General features: G+C 64.9%; 13 protein-coding genes and 1 tRNA gene. 12 read left to right on the top strand and 2 right to left on the bottom strand.

The features are described from left to right. The 4 genes from B597_RS34635 (at position 1) to B597_RS34620 (ending at position 3,641) form a co-directional block, all read left to right on the top strand. Positions 1–399: a YcfL family putative periplasmic lipoprotein gene (locus B597_RS34635; protein ID WP_003296840.1), complete on the top strand. Its 399-nt coding sequence runs from the start codon at positions 1–3 to the stop codon at positions 397–399. 9 nt (positions 400–408) lie between these two features. Continuing rightward, complete coding sequence (gene lpoB / locus B597_RS34630) at positions 409–1,002, top strand: penicillin-binding protein activator LpoB (protein WP_003296838.1); 594 nt, start codon at positions 409–411, stop codon at positions 1,000–1,002. A gap of 1 nt (position 1,003) precedes the next feature. Next, complete coding sequence (locus B597_RS34625) at positions 1,004–1,747, top strand: hypothetical protein (RefSeq protein WP_003296836.1); 744 nt, start codon at positions 1,004–1,006, stop codon at positions 1,745–1,747. 112 nt (positions 1,748–1,859) lie between these two features. Further along, positions 1,860–3,641 (top strand): type IV pilus assembly ATPase TfpB, encoded by a 1,782-nt coding sequence (locus B597_RS34620; protein ID WP_003297397.1) that lies wholly within the window; start codon positions 1,860–1,862, stop codon positions 3,639–3,641. A gap of 210 nt (positions 3,642–3,851) precedes the next feature. On the opposite strand, the gene B597_RS34615 is transcribed toward B597_RS34620, so the two are convergent. Beyond that, positions 3,852–4,559, bottom strand: coding sequence for a murein L,D-transpeptidase catalytic domain family protein (locus B597_RS34615; RefSeq protein ID WP_003296835.1), 708 nt, complete (start codon positions 4,557–4,559; stop codon positions 3,852–3,854). A 237-nt stretch (positions 4,560–4,796) separates the two neighbouring features. Here B597_RS34615 and B597_RS34610 point away from each other — a divergent pair, with 237 nt between their 5' ends. The 4 genes from B597_RS34610 to B597_RS34595 all read left to right on the top strand — a co-directional run bounded on the left by B597_RS34610 (position 4,797) and on the right by B597_RS34595 (position 11,349). Next, positions 4,797–6,338: a L,D-transpeptidase family protein gene (locus B597_RS34610; RefSeq protein WP_082321519.1), complete on the top strand. Its 1,542-nt coding sequence runs from the start codon at positions 4,797–4,799 to the stop codon at positions 6,336–6,338. A gap of 657 nt (positions 6,339–6,995) precedes the next feature. Beyond that, the gene (locus B597_RS34605) at positions 6,996–10,508 is read left to right on the top strand and encodes a PAS domain S-box protein (protein WP_003296833.1); all 3,513 of its coding nucleotides are present in this window, start codon (positions 6,996–6,998) and stop codon (positions 10,506–10,508) included. A gap of 66 nt (positions 10,509–10,574) precedes the next feature. Beyond that, a complete protein-coding gene (locus tag B597_RS34600; protein ID WP_003296832.1) occupies positions 10,575–10,880 on the top strand; it encodes a DUF2388 domain-containing protein in 306 nt (101 codons plus the stop codon). Positions 10,881–10,923: 43 nt separating this feature from the next. Then, the gene (locus B597_RS34595) at positions 10,924–11,349 is read left to right on the top strand and encodes an OsmC family protein (RefSeq protein ID WP_003296831.1); all 426 of its coding nucleotides are present in this window, start codon (positions 10,924–10,926) and stop codon (positions 11,347–11,349) included. Positions 11,350–11,427: 78 nt separating this feature from the next. On the opposite strand, the gene B597_RS34590 is transcribed toward B597_RS34595, so the two are convergent. Then, positions 11,428–12,534: a TRAP transporter substrate-binding protein gene (locus tag B597_RS34590; protein ID WP_003296829.1), complete on the bottom strand. Its 1,107-nt coding sequence runs from the start codon at positions 12,532–12,534 to the stop codon at positions 11,428–11,430. A 294-nt stretch (positions 12,535–12,828) separates the two neighbouring features. Here B597_RS34590 and B597_RS34585 point away from each other — a divergent pair, with 294 nt between their 5' ends. The 4 genes from B597_RS34585 to B597_RS34570 all read left to right on the top strand — a co-directional run bounded on the left by B597_RS34585 (position 12,829) and on the right by B597_RS34570 (position 16,225). Continuing rightward, complete coding sequence (locus B597_RS34585) at positions 12,829–13,377, top strand: TRAP transporter small permease subunit (RefSeq protein ID WP_003297396.1); 549 nt, start codon at positions 12,829–12,831, stop codon at positions 13,375–13,377. Continuing rightward, positions 13,370–14,746, top strand: coding sequence for a TRAP transporter large permease (locus B597_RS34580; protein WP_003296825.1), 1,377 nt, complete (start codon positions 13,370–13,372; stop codon positions 14,744–14,746). The genes B597_RS34585 and B597_RS34580 overlap by 8 nt, the downstream gene beginning before the upstream one ends. Before the next feature lie 99 nt (positions 14,747–14,845). Next, positions 14,846–16,048: a methyltransferase gene (locus B597_RS34575; protein ID WP_024161987.1), complete on the top strand. Its 1,203-nt coding sequence runs from the start codon at positions 14,846–14,848 to the stop codon at positions 16,046–16,048. Between the two features lie 101 nt (positions 16,049–16,149). Continuing rightward, a tRNA-Thr gene (locus B597_RS34570) sits at positions 16,150–16,225 on the top strand. Positions 16,226–16,280 lie beyond the last annotated feature (55 nt).

Below are 16,280 nucleotides of genomic sequence, written 5' to 3'. Positions count from 1 at the left end.
ATGTCCCGTTTCCTTCCCCTCGTTCTCGGCCTGAGCCTGCTTGCAGGCGGCTGTGCCACGCCCCAGCCGCCTGCGCCAGGCAGCGCGGCGAGCAAGGTGGCTTCCCTCGGCAGCATGGAGCACATCCAGCTCGGCGCCATGCGCGTCGCCCGGGAAAACGGCTTTCTCACCGTCAAGGCCGAGCTCAAGAACAGCAGTGCGCGTAACAAGTCGATGTATTACCGCTTCGCCTGGCTCGGCGACGACGGCTTCCCGGTCGCCGCCGAGGAAAGCTGGAAGAGCCTGACGCTCTACGGAACGCAGACCGTCTATCTGCCGGCCATCGCGCCGGTACCACAAGCCACCGACTTTCGCCTGGAAGTCCAGACCCCCGAAAACTCCGTCCATATTTTCCGCTAGGGCCTTGCCATGTCTTTCGTCCGTACCTTCGCCATTGTCTCCCTCGCTGCGCTGGTCAGCGGCTGCGCCTCCACCTCGTCACCCGTACTGGGCGGCGGCAATATCAGCTATGGCGACAGCAAGGCCGTCGAGCTGATCACCAATGAGTTCGGCTCATCGGACCTGCAGAACATCGCCGAATCGATGACCCGCTCGCTGGCGCAGTCCGGCGTACTGCAGGGCCGGCCGGTGATCCAGATCTACGATGTGAAGAACAAGACCAGCGAGTACATCGACACCCGCGAGATCACCACCTCGATCAAGACCCAGCTGATGAAAACCGGCACCGCGCGCTTCGCCAGCGATAACATCGACATGGACAGCCAGGTCGATCAGCTCAAGCAGCAGAACCAGAGCGGTCTGTACAAGCAGTCCACGATAAGCAAGACCGGCAACATGATCGCCGCCAAGTACCGCCTGGAAGGCAGCATCAGCTCGATCGTCAAGCGCAGCAGCGACTACAAGGACGTCTTCTACAAGTTCAGCCTGCAGCTCGTCGACGTCGAGAGCGGCCTGGCCGAGTGGATGGACGAAAAGGAAATTCGCAAGACCACGGAGCGTTGAAATGCGCCTGCTAGCCTCCCTGCTACTCTGCGGCCTGGCCTTCGCCAGCCACGCCGCGCCCAAGGTCGCGGTAACCGACCTCGCTTACGAAGAGCGCGTGCGCGAATACATCCATCTGGTCAGTGCTTCCGAGCAAGCCCAGGTCAATGGTTTCTCCGCATCGGCAAACAGCAACTATCGCGAGCTGGAGGCCACCTACAGCTACCTCGAGCGCGGCGAGCTGAAGAAATTCAGCGCAGACATCAAGGGCGAGATGCTCAAGTCCGGCCAGTTCCAGCTGATCCAGGGCAAACCCTACGGCAAGGCCAACGAGGGGCTGCACGACATCATCGGACGCATTCGCAACGGCGACTTCAAAGGCGCCGACTATGTATTGTTCGGCACCCTGTCCGACCTGGACTTCCGCCAGGAGCTCGGTTCGCTGCAGCATTCGGACAACTACTCGAAGATCTTCGGGCTGACGCTGGTCGCCGAGTTCAGCCTGATCGACACCCGCACCCTGGAGGTCATCTCGGCGTTCTCGGCGCTGGGCGAAGGCCAGGATGTGAAGCTGGTCAGCGCCGCCGATGGGCAAGTCACCGCCAACCGAGGCCGCGTCATCCGCGACGTGTCCCTCTCGCTGGGCGCCGATGTGGCGCGTCAGCTGCAGCAGCAGCTCGGCCATGGCCTGCCAGCGGACGAGGCAGCCCGCGCCGTAACCCAGCCGGGCCTGCCAGCCGATACCGCCCCGGTGATCCTGCGATAGCGGCACCCGACTGCTCAGGTTCTCGACCGCTTCCTGTTGCCGGTCGGACATTTGCGGCATTCTTGCTGCCTGGCGGCCGACGTTCCTGGCCGCCTCGCCTTGAGGAGTCGCCATGTCCAGCTTTGCCGTCCAGCCTGATCGCGTTCTCAGCCTCGACGATCTGTTGCGCGAGCTGGTTGCCCAGGAGCGGATCGCCCAGGACAGTGCCGAGCAATGCCTGGCGGTTCGCCGCAGCGCGGTGGCCAACCAGCAGCATCCGCTGGAGTTCCTCGCCGCCCAGCAGCTCGATGACCTGCAGCGTCCCGGCAGGAAGCTCGACCTCGAAACGCTCACCGTCTGGCTGGCGGAACGGGCCGGCCAGCCGTACCTGCGCATCGACCCGCTGAAGATCGACGTCGCCGCGATCACTCCGCTGATGTCCTACGCCTTCGCCCAGCGCCACGGCATCCTCGCCGTGGCGGTGGACAGCAGCGCGGTCACCATCGCCAGCAGCCAGCCCTTCGTGCACGGCTGGGAAGCCAACCTGACCCACGTACTCAAGCGCCCGATCAAGCGCGTGGTGGCCAATCCCTCGGACATCCAGCGCTTCACCGTGGAGTTCTACCGACTGGCCAGGTCGGTCAGCGGCGCCAGTGGCAGCGAGCAGAAGATCAGCGGCGTCGGCAACTTCGAGCAACTGCTCAACCTCGGCGCCAGCGACCAGGAGCCGGACGCCAACGACTCGCACATCGTCAACATCGTCGACTGGCTGTTCCAGTACGCCTTCCAGCAGCGCGCCAGCGATATCCATATCGAGCCGCGCCGCGAGCAGGGCTCGGTGCGCTTTCGCATCGATGGCGTGCTGCACAACGTCTACCAGTTTCCGCCACAGGTGACGATGGCGGTGGTCAGCCGGCTGAAATCCCTCGGCCGGATGAACGTCGCCGAGAAGCGCAAGCCGCAGGACGGCCGGGTCAAGACCAAGACGCCGGATGGCGGCGAGGTGGAGCTACGCCTGTCGACGCTGCCGACTGCCTTCGGCGAAAAGATGGTGATGCGCATCTTCGATCCTGACGTGCTGCTCAAGGGCTTCGACCAGCTGGGCTTCACCGCCGACGACCTGCGCCGCTGGCAGAGCATGACCGGCCAGCCCAACGGCATCATTTTGGTCACCGGGCCGACCGGCTCGGGCAAGACCACCACGCTCTACACCACGCTCAAGCAACTGGCCACACCGGAAGTGAACGTCTGCACCATCGAGGACCCGATCGAGATGATCGAAGGCGCCTTCAACCAGATGCAGGTGCAGCACAACATCGACCTGACCTTCGCCAGCGGCGTGCGTGCGCTGATGCGCCAGGACCCGGACATCATCATGATCGGCGAGATCCGCGACCTGGAAACCGCCGAGATGGCGATCCAGGCAGCGCTCACCGGGCACCTGGTGCTCTCCACCCTGCACACCAACGACGCGCCCTCGGCCATCACCCGCCTGCTGGAGCTCGGCGTACCGCATTACCTGCTCAAGGCCACGCTGCTGGGCGTCATGGCCCAACGCCTGGTGCGCACGCTCTGCCCGCACTGCAAGGCACCGGTGCAACTGGACGGCGACGACTGGACGGCGCTGACCCGCCCCTGGAACGCACCGCTGCCGAGTACTGCGCAGCAGGCGGTGGGCTGCCTGGAATGCCGCGACACGGGATATCGCGGGCGCGCGGGCGTCTACGAAATCATGCTGCTCAATGATGCGATCAAGCCGCTGATCACCGCCGACACCGACATCGTCGCCCTGCGCCGGCAGGCCTTCAAGGACGGCATGCGCAGCCTGCGCCTGTCCGGCGCACAGAAGATCGCCGCCGGGCTGACCACGCTCGAGGAAGTACTGCGGGTGACGCCGCAGAGCGAGCAAAGGTAGGACAGCCTGCAAGCTGGCGTAGCGTGGATGTCGTTTTTTACATCCACCATGACTCCGCCCGCCGGGTCGGTGAAGCGTGACCCAGCCTACGACAGCAAGCGAATCAGTGAGGCCTGTCCAGCTTTTTTGAAGCCCGTCGGCGCTTTTTCTTGCAGCTTGAGGCTTGAGGCTTGAGGCTTGAGCCTTGTAGCTGCATTTTCTAGCCGCAAATCAACCCCGCCCGGCCGCGAGAATGCCCGCCACCTGGTTCGGCTTGCAGTTGAGGTAGGCCGAGGACCGCAGCCACTGCTGGTCGGGGTACCAGGAGAACATGAACTGGCCACCCTTGAGGCTGTCGACCACCATCCGCGCCACCTCCGGCCGAACCGCCGGACACCCCTGGCTGCGCCCGATGCGACCCTGGGTGGCGATCCAGGACGGATCCACGTACGCCGCCGGATGAATGACGATGGCGCGCTCACGGGCGCGGTCATTGATGCCCGGCTCCAGCCCATCCATGCGCAGCGAATAGCCATGCTTGCCGCTGTAGCTTTCTGCGGTACGGAACAGGCCGATGCTGGACTGATGGCTGCCGACCAGGTTGGAGAAACGGGTGGCGTGGTTGTCGCCGGATTTCTGCCCATGGGCGACCAGATCCTCGAGCAGCAAGCGCTCCTGCTGCAGATCGAAGATCCACAGCCTGCGCTCGCTGGAGGGCAACGAAAAGTCGATCACCGCCAGACGCTGGGCAGCACTGGCGCCATTGTTCACCGCGCACTGCATGGCTGCGACGGCGTGGGTCAGGACCTGCCGGTCGAGCCTGGGTGCCAGGCGACCCAGGCGCTCGACCATCGCCTGATAGGCTGCATCGGCCGCCCAGACCGGCGCGGCGAGGGCGAACAGGCCGGCCATCAGGCAGGCACGAAACGTGGATGTCATGAGCTGGCAATCCGATTGGCCACGGCCTGGCGATGTCTGTCTGGCCGCAGCGCACGAAGCCGGGCAGGACGAACAACCTCCCGAGACCCGGCACGATATGTTTTTATGTCCGAACGCTAGATCGACAGCCGCCGAGGCCGCTGCCCTGAGAGCCGCAGTCTAGCAGCCACCGCAACGGACTGGAGCGGAACATTGGTCAAAAAACGTGCATCTCGTCTGCTCCTCTGGCTCTGTCTCATGCCCTGGGCAGCCTTCGCCGCGCCGCCAGCGCCCTCATCAATGCCGATCGCAAATGCACTTGAAGCGCTGCCACAAAGCTGCCCGGCGCTCCCGGCTGACCTGCCCGCCGAGGCGCTGCAACGCTTGAAGGCGTTCTACCAGGCCGCGCACTGGCATTTGGTCTGGACGTCCTACCCCATGCTGGACGAATTGCTGCAACAGCTCGCCCTGCTGGCCGACGACGGCCTGGACCCGGCGCAGTACCAGCCCGAGCGCATCCGCCAACAGATGCAGCGGAGCACGCCCGCACCGTGGTATCGCGAGTGCAGTGACATCTTCGCCAGCCACGCCTACCTCGAAGCACTGCAGCACCTGTCTCACGGGCGCTTGCGACAGGCCGACATCGAGCCCATCTGGCGCAGCCCGGACGCCCCGGCACGCGACGATCGCGACCTGCTGCAGATCGCCGTGCAGGGCCTGGTCGATCTGCCGCAGGCGTTCGACCGGGCGCGCCCACGCCACGCGCTCTATCGCGACCTGCGGGCGGCCTACGCCGATCTGCGCCAGCGCCCGTTGCCGGCCTGGCGCCCGATACCGACCGGGCCGACCTTGCGTCCCGGCAGCAGCGATGCGCGCGTGCCGCTGCTGCGCGAGCTGCTGGGCGCTGCCAGCAGCGCGCCGGCCATGGACCAGCGCTACGACGATGAACTGGTCGAAGCGGTGAAGGACTTTCAGCTGCAGCATGGCCTGGAGCAGGACAGCGTGGTCGGCGCCGGCACCCTGGCCGCACTGAACGTCAGCCCGGCCAGCCGGCTCGATCAACTGCGCATCAACCTCGAGCGACTGCGTTGGATCAGCCGCGACCTCGAAGCGCAGTCGCTGCTGGTCGATATCGCCGGTGCCCGTCTGATCTACTTCCGCGACAGCTGCCCGTTCTGGCAGACGCGCACCCAGGTCGGCCGCCAGGAACGCCAGACGCCGCCGCTGAAATCGCAGATCACCCGCCTCACGCTGAATCCCACCTGGACGGTGCCGCCGACCATCCTCAAGCAGGACAAGCTGCCGCTGATCCGCCAGGACCCGGACTACCTGGCCCGCAACCAGATGCGCGTACTCGATGCCCAGGGCAACAGCCTGGACCCGTTGCAGATCGACTGGGGCAACCCCCGCGGCATCCTGCTGCGCCAGGACGCCGGGCCGGCCAACCCGCTCGGGCAAGTGGCGATACGCTTCGCCAACCCGTACTCGGTCTACCTGCACGATACGCCCAGCCAATCGCTGTTCAACCGCACTGCGCGAGCCTTCAGTTCCGGCTGTGTGCGCGTCGAGTCGGCACTGCAGCTGGTCGACCTGCTGCTCGACGGCAGCGAACGGGAAACGGTCGCCACACTGCTGCGATCCGGCAGGTCCCACGAATACCGCCTCGCCCGCCCGACACCGATCCTGATCGCCTACTGGACGGCGGACACCGACGCCAATGGTCGCCCACGCTATCGCCCGGACATCTACAAGCGCGATGCGGCACTGCTCCAGGCATTGAACGCCAGTCGTTCCCGGTGAGCGGTGGCAACCCCGAGGGCCGCCAATACCGCTCCGTTCGTCGGGGATTTTGCCGTGCGCAGCCTGAACCAAGCAGGCTCGGCGTAGTCTTTTGCTGACCACGCGGCAACCGCCCCGCAGCCGAGTGTTTCACTATGGATTCGCCTGAATTACTCAACGCCATGGACAGCCGAGCAGGACATTTTGAACGCCGAATACAGCGCCCCCACAGCGACCTGGAACGAAGCTGAGCGGCTGATCGCACTGGCTCGCTATCCCGCGCTCGACAGCCCGCCCGACGCGGACTTCGACGAACTGGCCGTCATCGCGGCGGAGCTGTGCGCCTGCCCAGCCGCAGCCATTCACTTCATCACTGAACGACAGCAGCATTGCAAGGCTGCGTTCGCCCTCGACCACCAGCCGCTGGAACGCGCCCGCTCCTTTTCCGCCTGGGCCATCCAGCAGGCGGGGGCGCTGGTCGAGCAGCGTGCCGATGCGCTTGTTGCGCCGCTGGAACTGCCTTGCCTTGCCGATGGGCGGCGCGCCAGCTTCTGTGCCGCGGCGATCCTGCGTGACGCTGACGGCCTGCCGCTGGGCACGCTGTGCGTCTACGACTGCCAGCCACGCGAGCTGAGCACACGCCAGCGCAGCCATTTGCAGGCATTGGCACGCCAAACCATGGCACTGCTGGAATTGCGCCGACTGCGCCACGAACTGGAGATCATCGACAGTGAGCAGCGCCTGGAAAGCGAGGCCTTTACCCGGCTGCTGCTGGATTCGGCCACCGAAGGCTTCTACTCCATCGACCGCAGCGGTGCGATCACCCTGTGCAACGACGCCTTCCTCAACCTGCTCGGCTTCGGCAGCCGCGACGAGGTGCTGGGCCGGCAGCTGCATCAATTGATCCACCACAGCCACCCCGACGGCAGCCCCTATCGCGTGCAGGATTGCCCAATCCAGCACACCGCCACTACCGGCGAGCCACGGCATGTCGAGCACGAGCTGTTCTATCGCGTCGACGGCAGCAGCCTGCCCGTGGAATACCACGTGGTACCGATCTATCGCGATGGCGAGCTGCAGGGCGCCATCTGCACCTTCAGCGATATCAGCGAGCGCACCCAGCACCAGGCGTTGCAGGCTTTCCTGCTGGAACTGAGCGACTGCCTGCAAGCCGACAGCGAGCATGTGGACATCCGCTGTGTACTCGACGAGCGCCTGGCACGGCTGACGCAATGCGACTGCATCGCCTGGGGCTGGCTGGAGGGCGAGACGCTGGTCGTCCAGCAGCAATGGCTGGCTGCAGGCGCGCCGAGCCGGCTCGGCCAGCATGCACTGGCGGCGGTTGGGGCTGGCCTGGCCGAGCGCCTGGCCCGCGGCAGCACCCTCGTGCTCGCTGCGGACGACACCCGCAGCGAGACTCTGCGTCAGAACCTCGCCTGCCACTCATTGCTGCTGTCGGAGTTGCCCTGCATCGAGCCCGGCACCCAGCCGACGGTGCTGCTGTTCGTTCGCAGCCAACCGCGACCCTGGAGCCAGGACGACATCGGCCTCACCCGCGAAGTGCTGGGGCGAATCCGCGGCGCCGCCGAACGGGCATGCGCCAACAAGGCACTGCGCGAAGCCGAACAGCGCATCAGCCTGGCCAACGAAATCGCCTCGATCGGCGTCTGGGAATACCGCGACAACCAACATTCGTTGCACTGGGACACCCAACTCAAGGCGATGGCCGGCTTGACCCCGGATGAGCCAGGGCTGGGCGTGCATGAAATCCTGGCGCGGGTGCATCCGGATGATCGCGGCCAGCTGATCAAGGCGCTCGGCGATACGCTGGCTGGCAAGGGTGATGGCGAGTTCCAGCTCGACTACCGGATCTTCGACACCCGCATCAACGCTTTCATCTGGCTGGCCAACCGCGGACGCCGGCTGGTGGACGCCCGCGGCGAGGTACGCATCCTCGGCACCGCGCGGGACATAACCGCCGAGCGCAACGCCGCCGAGCGCATGCTGCAGATGAACGAGATGCTCGAACGGCAGATCAGGGAGCGCCAGCAGGCCGAGCAGCGCCAGACGGCACTGATCGAACTGGGGGATCTGCTACGCGAGCAGCACGACAGCGAAACCATCGCCCATGCCGCAGTCAGCGTCATCGGGCGCACCATCGGCATCTCACGGGTGCTGTTTGCCAGCATCGACGCCTCCAGCCAGAGCGCCACCATCGAGCGCTACTGGAGCGACGGCAACTCAGACAGCAGCAGCGAGGTGGTGCATTTCGCCGATTACGGGGATTTCTTCTACGACCTGCAGGAAAAGGAGCTGGTGGTGATCGAGGACGTGCTGCACGACGCCCGCACCGCCAGTCATGCCGAGAATTTCGCCGAGAGTCGCATCCGCAGCATCGTCTGCGTACCGCTGTTCGAGCAAGGCCGCATCGCCGCAGTGATGATGGTGCTCGAGGAGCAGCCGCGCGCCTGGCTGGACGACGACATCTCGTTCATCCGCGAAGTCGCCGACCGTGCCTGGTCGGCCGATGAGCGCATGCGCGCCGAACGCGCCCTGCGCGAGAGCGAAGAACAGTTCCGTACATTGGCCGACAACATGAGCCAGTTCGCCTGGATGGCCGACCCGGGCGGGCGAATCTACTGGTACAACAAGCGCTGGTACGACTACACCGGCACCACCCAGGAGGCCATGCGCGCACTGGGCTGGCGGGCGGTTAACCATCCCGATCACCATGACCGGGTCAGCGCCTCGATGAAGCGCGCCTTCGCCATCGGCTCGATCTGGGAAGAAACCTTTCCCCTGCGCGGCAAGGACGGCAAGTACCGCTGGTTCCTCTCCCGCGCCCTGCCGATTCGCGATGACTTCGGCCAGGTTACCCACTGGTTCGGCACCAACACTGACGTGACCGCCCAGGTCACCGCCGAGGAAGCCCTGCGCGAACTCAACGACAATCTGGAGCGCCGCGTCGCCGAGCGCACCCGCGAACTGGCCGCCATCAACAACCGGCTGCACATCGAGATGGCCGAGCGCGAGCGGGCCGAGGAGGCGCTGCGCCACGCGCAGAAGATGGAGGCCATCGGCCAGCTCACCGGCGGCCTCGCACATGATTTCAACAACATGCTCACCGGCGTGCTCGGCGCGCTGGACCTGATCCAGCGCCGGGTCGCCAGCGGCAACACCGGCGACCTCGACCGTTATATCGATGCCGCCGCCACTTCGGCCAACCGCGCGGCGGCGCTGACCCATCGCCTGCTGGCTTTCGCCCGCCGCCAGTCGCTGGACCCCAAACCCATCGACGTGAATCTGCTGGTGATATCGATGGAAGATATGCTGCGCCGCACCATGGGCGAGCACATCCAGCTGGAGGTCGAACTGCAGCCCGATGCCTGGCTGGCCTACACCGACGGCCACCAGTTGGAAAACGCCCTGCTCAATCTGGTGATCAATGCGCGGGACGCCATGCCGGACGGTGGCCGGCTCGGTGTGACCACCCAGAACCTGCGTGTCGAACGGCGTCATCCGGACGCGCCCGAGCCGGGCGACTACGTGGTCCTGTGCGTCGCCGACAACGGCGCAGGCATGTCGGCACAGACCATCGCCAAGGCCTTCGATCCGTTCTTCACCACCAAGCCCATCGGCCAGGGCACCGGCCTGGGCCTGTCCATGGTCTACGGCTTCGCCAAACAAACCGGCGGCCACGTCAGCATCGACAGCAAGCTGAACGAAGGCACCCGCGTCATGCTTTACCTGCCGCGCAATCCAACCGAGGACGATGCACAGGCGCCGCCCGAGCAGAGCGCCGAAACACCCTGTGCGCTGAACGGCGAGACGGTGCTGGTCGTGGAAGACGAAGCGGCGGTGCGCATGCTGGTGGTGGAAGTGCTGCAGGAGCTGGGCTACCAGGTGCTCGAAGCGTTCGACTCGGCTAGCGCCCTGCCCTATCTGCATGGTGGCCAGCACCTCGATCTGCTGGTCAGCGATTTTGGCCTGCCGGGCCTCAACGGCCGGCAGCTCGTGGAGGACGCCCGACAACATCGCCCCGCGCTGAAGGTTCTGTTCATCACCGGCTACGTACCGGACGACGAGATGCGCAAAGACTTCCTCGGTCCGGGCATGGACATCCTTGCCAAGCCCTTCAGCATCGACAGGCTGGCCGCGCGCATCCGCCACCTGCTCGACGCTCGCGACTAAGCGCAACCGGAACTCTCGTCCGCGCCGCGTACTCTCAAAAGGAAGATAGCAAGGAGGTCCCCGTTCATGCGCAAGTCACTTTTCGCGACGCTCACCCTGGTCCTGGTGCCACTGGGCGGTGCCATGGCCGATGGAGTGCGCGACATCCTCTCCTCCGGCGCGACCACCGCGTCCACCTACCTCACCTTCAAGGACAACAAGCTGGTGCTCCCCGCACGGGAAGAAGCCGGCAGCTTCGTCGCCAGCAACGGCGAGATTCGCGGCGCATACCTGGAGGCCATGCTGCAGCAGTTGCGCAGCGAACGGCCGCAGTTGCAGGCCACCGACATGGAGCTGGCCAGCGCCATCCTGGCGGCCGAACAGTCTCGCTGAGCGGCGCGCCGAAGCATTCACTCATCTATGCGAGGTCAATGTCATGAAGAAAAGCGCTTCCGCCGTCTGGCAAGGCGGCCTGAAAGATGGCAAGGGCAGCATCAGCACTGAAAGCGGTGCGCTGAAGGACAATCCCTACGGCTTCAATACACGCTTCGAGGACGTTCCCGGCACCAACCCGGAGGAGCTGATTGGCGCGGCCCACGCCGGCTGCTTCTCGATGGCGCTGTCGATGATGCTCGGCCAGGCCGGGCTCACCGCCGAGCGCATCGACACCCGCGCCGAGGTGACCCTCGACAAGGACGGCGAAGGCTTCAGCATCACGGCGATCGACCTGACGCTCAAGGCACGGGTTCCGGGAGCGGACGAGGCGCAGTTCCAGCAGATCGCCACTCAGGCGAAGGAAGGCTGTCCGGTATCCAAGGTGCTCAACGCACGCATCAGCCTGAACGCCATGCTTGAGGGCTGAGCCGCCTCGACTGCTTTCAGCGGCGCAAAAAAAACGCCACTCGGTTGCCCGAGTGGCGTTTCTGCATCCGAACCGGTATCAGCCGCGGATGTTGTAGATGTCCTTCTCGTTCAGCTCGGCATATGCGTACAGCCGCTCGAGATAGGCACTCTGCTGCTCCCACACCTTGGCCGCCACCGGGTCGGCCTTGGCCGAGGCGTCGACCACTTCGGCCGCCACTTCCTTCAGCCGCGCCAGCACTTCATCCGGCAGACGACGCACTTCCACGCCCTGCTCGCGCAACTGCTCCAGCGCTTCCATGTTCTTGGCGTTGTAGTCGTCGAGCATGTCGCCGTTGACGTCACGGGCAGCGGCACGAACGATGGCCTTCAGGTCATCCGGCAGGGTTTCCCAGGCCTTGAGGTTGACGTCCAGCTCGAAGGTGACGTTCGGCTCCTGCCAACCCGGGGTGTAGTAGTACTTGGATGCCTTGTGCAGGCCCAGCGCCAGGTCGTTGTACGGGCCGATCCATTCGGTAGCATCGATGGCACCGGTCTGCAGGGCGGTGAAGATCTCGCCGGCCGGCATGTTCACCACGGTCCCGCCCATCTTGGTCAGCACTTCGCCGCCCAGACCCGGGGTACGCATCTTCAGGCCCTGGAAGTCCTCGACGGAGTTGATTTCCTTGTTGAACCAGCCGGCGGTCTGCACACCGGTGGCGCCACAGGCCATCGGCAGCACACCGTAGGGCTTGTAGACTTCTTCCCACAGCTGCATGCCGCCGCCGCGATGCAGCCAGGCGTTCATTTCCTGGGCGTTCGGGCCGAACGGCAGTGCGCAGAAGAACTGCGCCGCCGGGACCTTGCCCTTCCAGTAGTAAGGCGCGCCATGGCCCATCTCCGCCGTGCCGCGCGATACCGCGTCAAACACTTCCAGAGCCGGAACCAGCTCACCGGCGGCGTAGACCTTGACGGTCAGCCGACCACCGCTCATCTCGTTGACCAGATTGGCGAAACGCTCGGCACCGACGCCGACGCCAGGGAAGTTCTTCGGCCAGGACGTGACCATCTTCCAGTTGAACGTTTGCTGCTCGCTGGCCTGCTTGCTGTCGCCAGCGGCCGGCTTCTCGCTCTTGTCATTGCAACCGGCCAGCGCGGTAGCCGCCAGGCCTACGCCCGCGGCGGTGAGAATGTCACGACGTTTCATGAGGTTACTCCTTGTTATTTGTTCTTATTGCGCAACGGCAAGGCTACGCTTTTTTTTGCCGGATCGCCTTGCGCTTTCGTACCGTCCAAGCCTCCGGGCCGTACCGACCACCGGCTCCTACGGCGAAACCTGCGCCGGAAATGCATTCGCCATTCCGCGCTCGACTAACATTAGAGCTTCCGGCGCCTCAAGCCTAGCGCATAAGCTAAAAGTCGTAGGCCGATTGCTGCAAAGCGCCAGTACTGCAAGAATTGCCTTCTCCCGCCAACCTTGCGTCTACCAGAAGGACTAAAAATGTCCCATAGCCCCCCGCCCCTCCTGCGCGTGGCTGGCCTAATCGATGCGTTCAACATGCGCCTCGGCCAGCTTTGTGCCTGGATAACCCTGTTTCTCGTCATCGGCACCGCCATCGTGGTGGTACTGCGCTACGGTTTCGGCATCGGCGCCATCGCCCTGCAGGAAGCTGTGATGTACGGCCACGCACTGGTCTTCATGGGCGCTGCAGCCTGGACCCTGCAGCGCAACGGCCATGTCCGCGTCGACATCTTCTACCAGAAGTTCAGCGGCCGCCGGCAGGTGGCTGTCGACGGCCTCGGCCATCTGCTGTTCCTGCTGCCGGTATGCCTGTTCCTCGGCTGGAACAGCTGGGATTACGTGACCAGCTCCTGGGCAACGCATGAGGTCTCCAACGAATCTGGCGGATTGAAGTTCGTCTACTTGCAGAAGAGCATCATTCTGTTGCTGGTGGGCAGCCTCGCCTTGCAGGGCCTGTCGGACCTGGTCAAGGCCGGCTACCGCCTGACCGGCCGTCTGCCTCTGGAGCAGGAGGTGAACCATGGGTGAGGTAATGGCTATCCTGCTGTTCGTCAGCATCTGCTTCGCCCTGATGTCGGGCTACCCGGTAGCGTTCACGCTGGGCGGCATGGCACTGCTGTTCGCCAGCATCGGCGTGGTCACCGGCTCGTTCGATGTCGGCTATCTGCACGCGTTGCCCAACCGCATCTTCGGCATCATGAACAACCAGACGATGCTGGCCGTACCGCTGTTCGTCTTCATGGGCGTGATGCTGGAGAAGTCCCGCGTCGCCGAAGACCTGCTGGAATCGATGTCACGACTGTTCGGCACCATGCGCGGCGGCCTGGCGATCTCGGTCTGCGTGGTCGGCGCCCTGCTCGCCGCCAGCACCGGCATCGTCGGCGCCACCGTGGTCACCATGGGCCTGCTGGCGTTGCCAACCATGTTGCGCCGCGGCTACGACCCGGCCATCGCCACCGGCACCCTGGCGGCCACCGGCACCCTCGGACAGATCATCCCGCCGTCGATCATCCTGGTACTGCTCGGCGACGTGATGTCCAGTGCGTTCCAGCAGGCACAGCTGAAGATGGGCATCTTCTCGCCGAAGACCGTCTCGGTCGGCGACCTGTTCGTCGGCGCGCTGATACCGGGCCTGGTGCTGGTCGGCATGTACATTCTCTACCTCATCGCAGTGGCGATCTTCCAGCCGAAGAAACTGCCGGCCCTGCCACAGGAAGAGCTCGGACCGATCGAATGGGGCAAGCTGTTCGGTGCCCTGCTGCCGCCGCTTATCCTGATCACCGCCGTGCTCGGCTCGATTCTGGCGGGCTATGCCACCCCCACCGAAGCCGCCGCGATCGGCGCATTGGGCGCCACCCTGCTGTCGATCGCCAAGGGTCAGTTGAACTTCAGCCAGCTCAGGCAGGTGGCGTTCGGTACCACCGAAATCACCTCGATGGTGTTCCTGATCCTCATCGGTGCTTCGCTGTTCTCCCTGGTATTCCGCGGCTTTGGCGGTGAGGTGCTGATCGAGGATGCCTTGCATTCGCTGCCCGGCGGCGTGCTCGGCGCGTTCCTGGTGGTGATGCTGGTCATCTTCCTGCTGGGCTTCATCCTCGACTTCATCGAGATCATCTTCGTGGTGGTCCCGATCGTCGGCCCGATCCTGCTGGCCATGGGCCTGGACCCGGTCTGGCTCGGCGTGATGTTCGCCATCAACCTGCAGACCTCGTTCCTCACGCCACCGTTCGGCTTCTCGCTGTTCTACCTGCGCGGCGTCACGCCCCGCAGCGTGCCGACCAGCGTGATGTACAAGGGCGTGCTGCCGTTCATCGCGATCCAGATCGGCATGCTGGTAGTGGCCTACATGTGGCCAGGCCTCATTACTTGGCTGCCGGAACAGGTCTACGGCAACTAACCTGGCTGCACGCACAACGCCCGTCCTTCGACGGGCGTTGTGCTTCATGCCCCCCTCATCCCGCTACAATCGGCGCCCGTCCGAGAGCCCGGCTTGCTGATGACCGTATCTCCGCTCCTGCTCGAGCGCTTCCATGCACTGGATCGCTTTCTTATCGAGCACCAGTCACTCTGGCGACCGCGCCCGTTCGTGATACGGCCACTGCCATGGGAAAACGACCACCCGGAACTCGCCGCCTGGCTCCGCGCTCGCTCGTTGGGCGATGCCGAAGCCGCGCATAACCGACCGACCGACCTCGCCGCGCCCGCCCCCTTCCCGCAACTGGCGGTACACGCCAGCCAGCTGGCCCGGATCGAGGAGCTACCCGCTGGCCACCAGCCACTGGCCGACCACCGGCAGAGCGTCGACGTACCGGGGCGTAAGTCGCTGCAGATACAGGCGTTCGGCGCCCGCCTGCGATTCCGCGAAAGCCCTCGGCACTGGCTCGACTGGTGCGCCGGCAAGGGCCACCTCGGCCGGCACCTGGCAAGGGACAGAAGTGCGCTGACTTGCCTGGAGTGGGACGAAACGCTGATCGAGTCAGGCGCAAGGCTGAGCGAGCGGCTCGGCATCCGGGCGAGCCATCGCTGCCAGGACGTATTGGCCAGCGATGCCGCCGATCAGCTGCAGGCCGTGCACACGCCGGTCGCACTGCATGCCTGCGGCGACCTGCATGTGCGCTTGCTGCAACTGGCCATCGCCAACGGCTGTCGCCAGCTCGCCATCGCGCCCTGCTGCTACAACCGCACCCGGGACGAGCTCTACAAGCCGCTGTCAAGCGCGGCCCGGGCCTCGTCGCTGACGCTCTCGCGGGACGACCTCGCCCTGCCGCTGAGTGAAACCGTCACCGCCGGCGCCCGCGAACGGCGCAATCGCGACCAGTCCATGGCCTGGAGACTGGGCTTCGATACGCTGCAGCGCCGCTTGCGCCAGCGGGACGACTACCTTCCGGTACCCTCGCTCCCCAGCGCCTGGCTGAAGAAGGACTTCGCCGACTACTGCCGCGACCTGGCCGCCCTCAAGCAACTGCCTGCGCCGGGTAACGAAGACTGGCAAGCGCTGGAGCGCAGCGGCTGGCACCACCTGGCCGAAGTGCGCAACCTGGAGCTGGTACGCGGACTGTTCCGTCGCCCGCTTGAACTCTGGCTGCTACTCGACCGGGCTTTGCTGCTGGAAGAACAGGGTTATCGTGTCCGTATTGGCACCTTCTGCCCCAGCGAACTGACCCCGCGAAACCTGCTGCTGCTCGCCGAGCGCGAGTGACACCACGAAAAATGTGAAGCGACCTCAATAACCAACTGCAAGTCACCGTCAGTCAACGGTTTACTCGCAGCGCGCAATGGATATAATGGCGACCCTCAAATGCCGGTATAGCTCAGCTGGTAGAGCAACTGACTTGTAATCAGTAGGTCCCGGGTTCGACTCCTGGTGCCGGCACCATACAAACCAAGCCTTTACGGGCGTTAGAATTTCGTGACCCCGTAATCAGATGTTC

The sequence above is a fragment of the Stutzerimonas stutzeri KOS6 genome, assembly GCF_000307775.2.
Taxonomy (GTDB): Bacteria; Pseudomonadota; Gammaproteobacteria; order Pseudomonadales; family Pseudomonadaceae; genus Stutzerimonas; species Stutzerimonas stutzeri_B.
The sequence above is the reverse complement of the archived record's forward strand: the minus strand, read 5'-3'. Positions and strand labels throughout refer to the sequence as shown.

Coding starts and splice junctions, on each gene's coding strand:
- B597_RS34595 (WP_003296831.1), top strand. CDS start 10,924: ATGAAGAAAAGCGCTTCCGCCGTCTGGCAAGGCGGCCTGAAAGATGGC.
- lpoB (WP_003296838.1), top strand. CDS start 409: ATGTCTTTCGTCCGTACCTTCGCCATTGTCTCCCTCGCTGCGCTGGTC.
- B597_RS34635 (WP_003296840.1), top strand. CDS start 1: ATGTCCCGTTTCCTTCCCCTCGTTCTCGGCCTGAGCCTGCTTGCAGGC.
- B597_RS34600 (WP_003296832.1), top strand. CDS start 10,575: ATGCGCAAGTCACTTTTCGCGACGCTCACCCTGGTCCTGGTGCCACTG.
- B597_RS34615 (WP_003296835.1), bottom strand. CDS start 4,559: ATGACATCCACGTTTCGTGCCTGCCTGATGGCCGGCCTGTTCGCCCTC.
- B597_RS34625 (WP_003296836.1), top strand. CDS start 1,004: ATGCGCCTGCTAGCCTCCCTGCTACTCTGCGGCCTGGCCTTCGCCAGC.
- B597_RS34575 (WP_024161987.1), top strand. CDS start 14,846: ATGACCGTATCTCCGCTCCTGCTCGAGCGCTTCCATGCACTGGATCGC.
- B597_RS34585 (WP_003297396.1), top strand. CDS start 12,829: ATGTCCCATAGCCCCCCGCCCCTCCTGCGCGTGGCTGGCCTAATCGAT.
- B597_RS34610 (WP_082321519.1), top strand. CDS start 4,797: ATGCCCTGGGCAGCCTTCGCCGCGCCGCCAGCGCCCTCATCAATGCCG.
- B597_RS34620 (WP_003297397.1), top strand. CDS start 1,860: ATGTCCAGCTTTGCCGTCCAGCCTGATCGCGTTCTCAGCCTCGACGAT.
- B597_RS34590 (WP_003296829.1), bottom strand. CDS start 12,534: ATGAAACGTCGTGACATTCTCACCGCCGCGGGCGTAGGCCTGGCGGCT.
- B597_RS34605 (WP_003296833.1), top strand. CDS start 6,996: ATGGCACTGCTGGAATTGCGCCGACTGCGCCACGAACTGGAGATCATC.
- B597_RS34580 (WP_003296825.1), top strand. CDS start 13,370: ATGGGTGAGGTAATGGCTATCCTGCTGTTCGTCAGCATCTGCTTCGCC.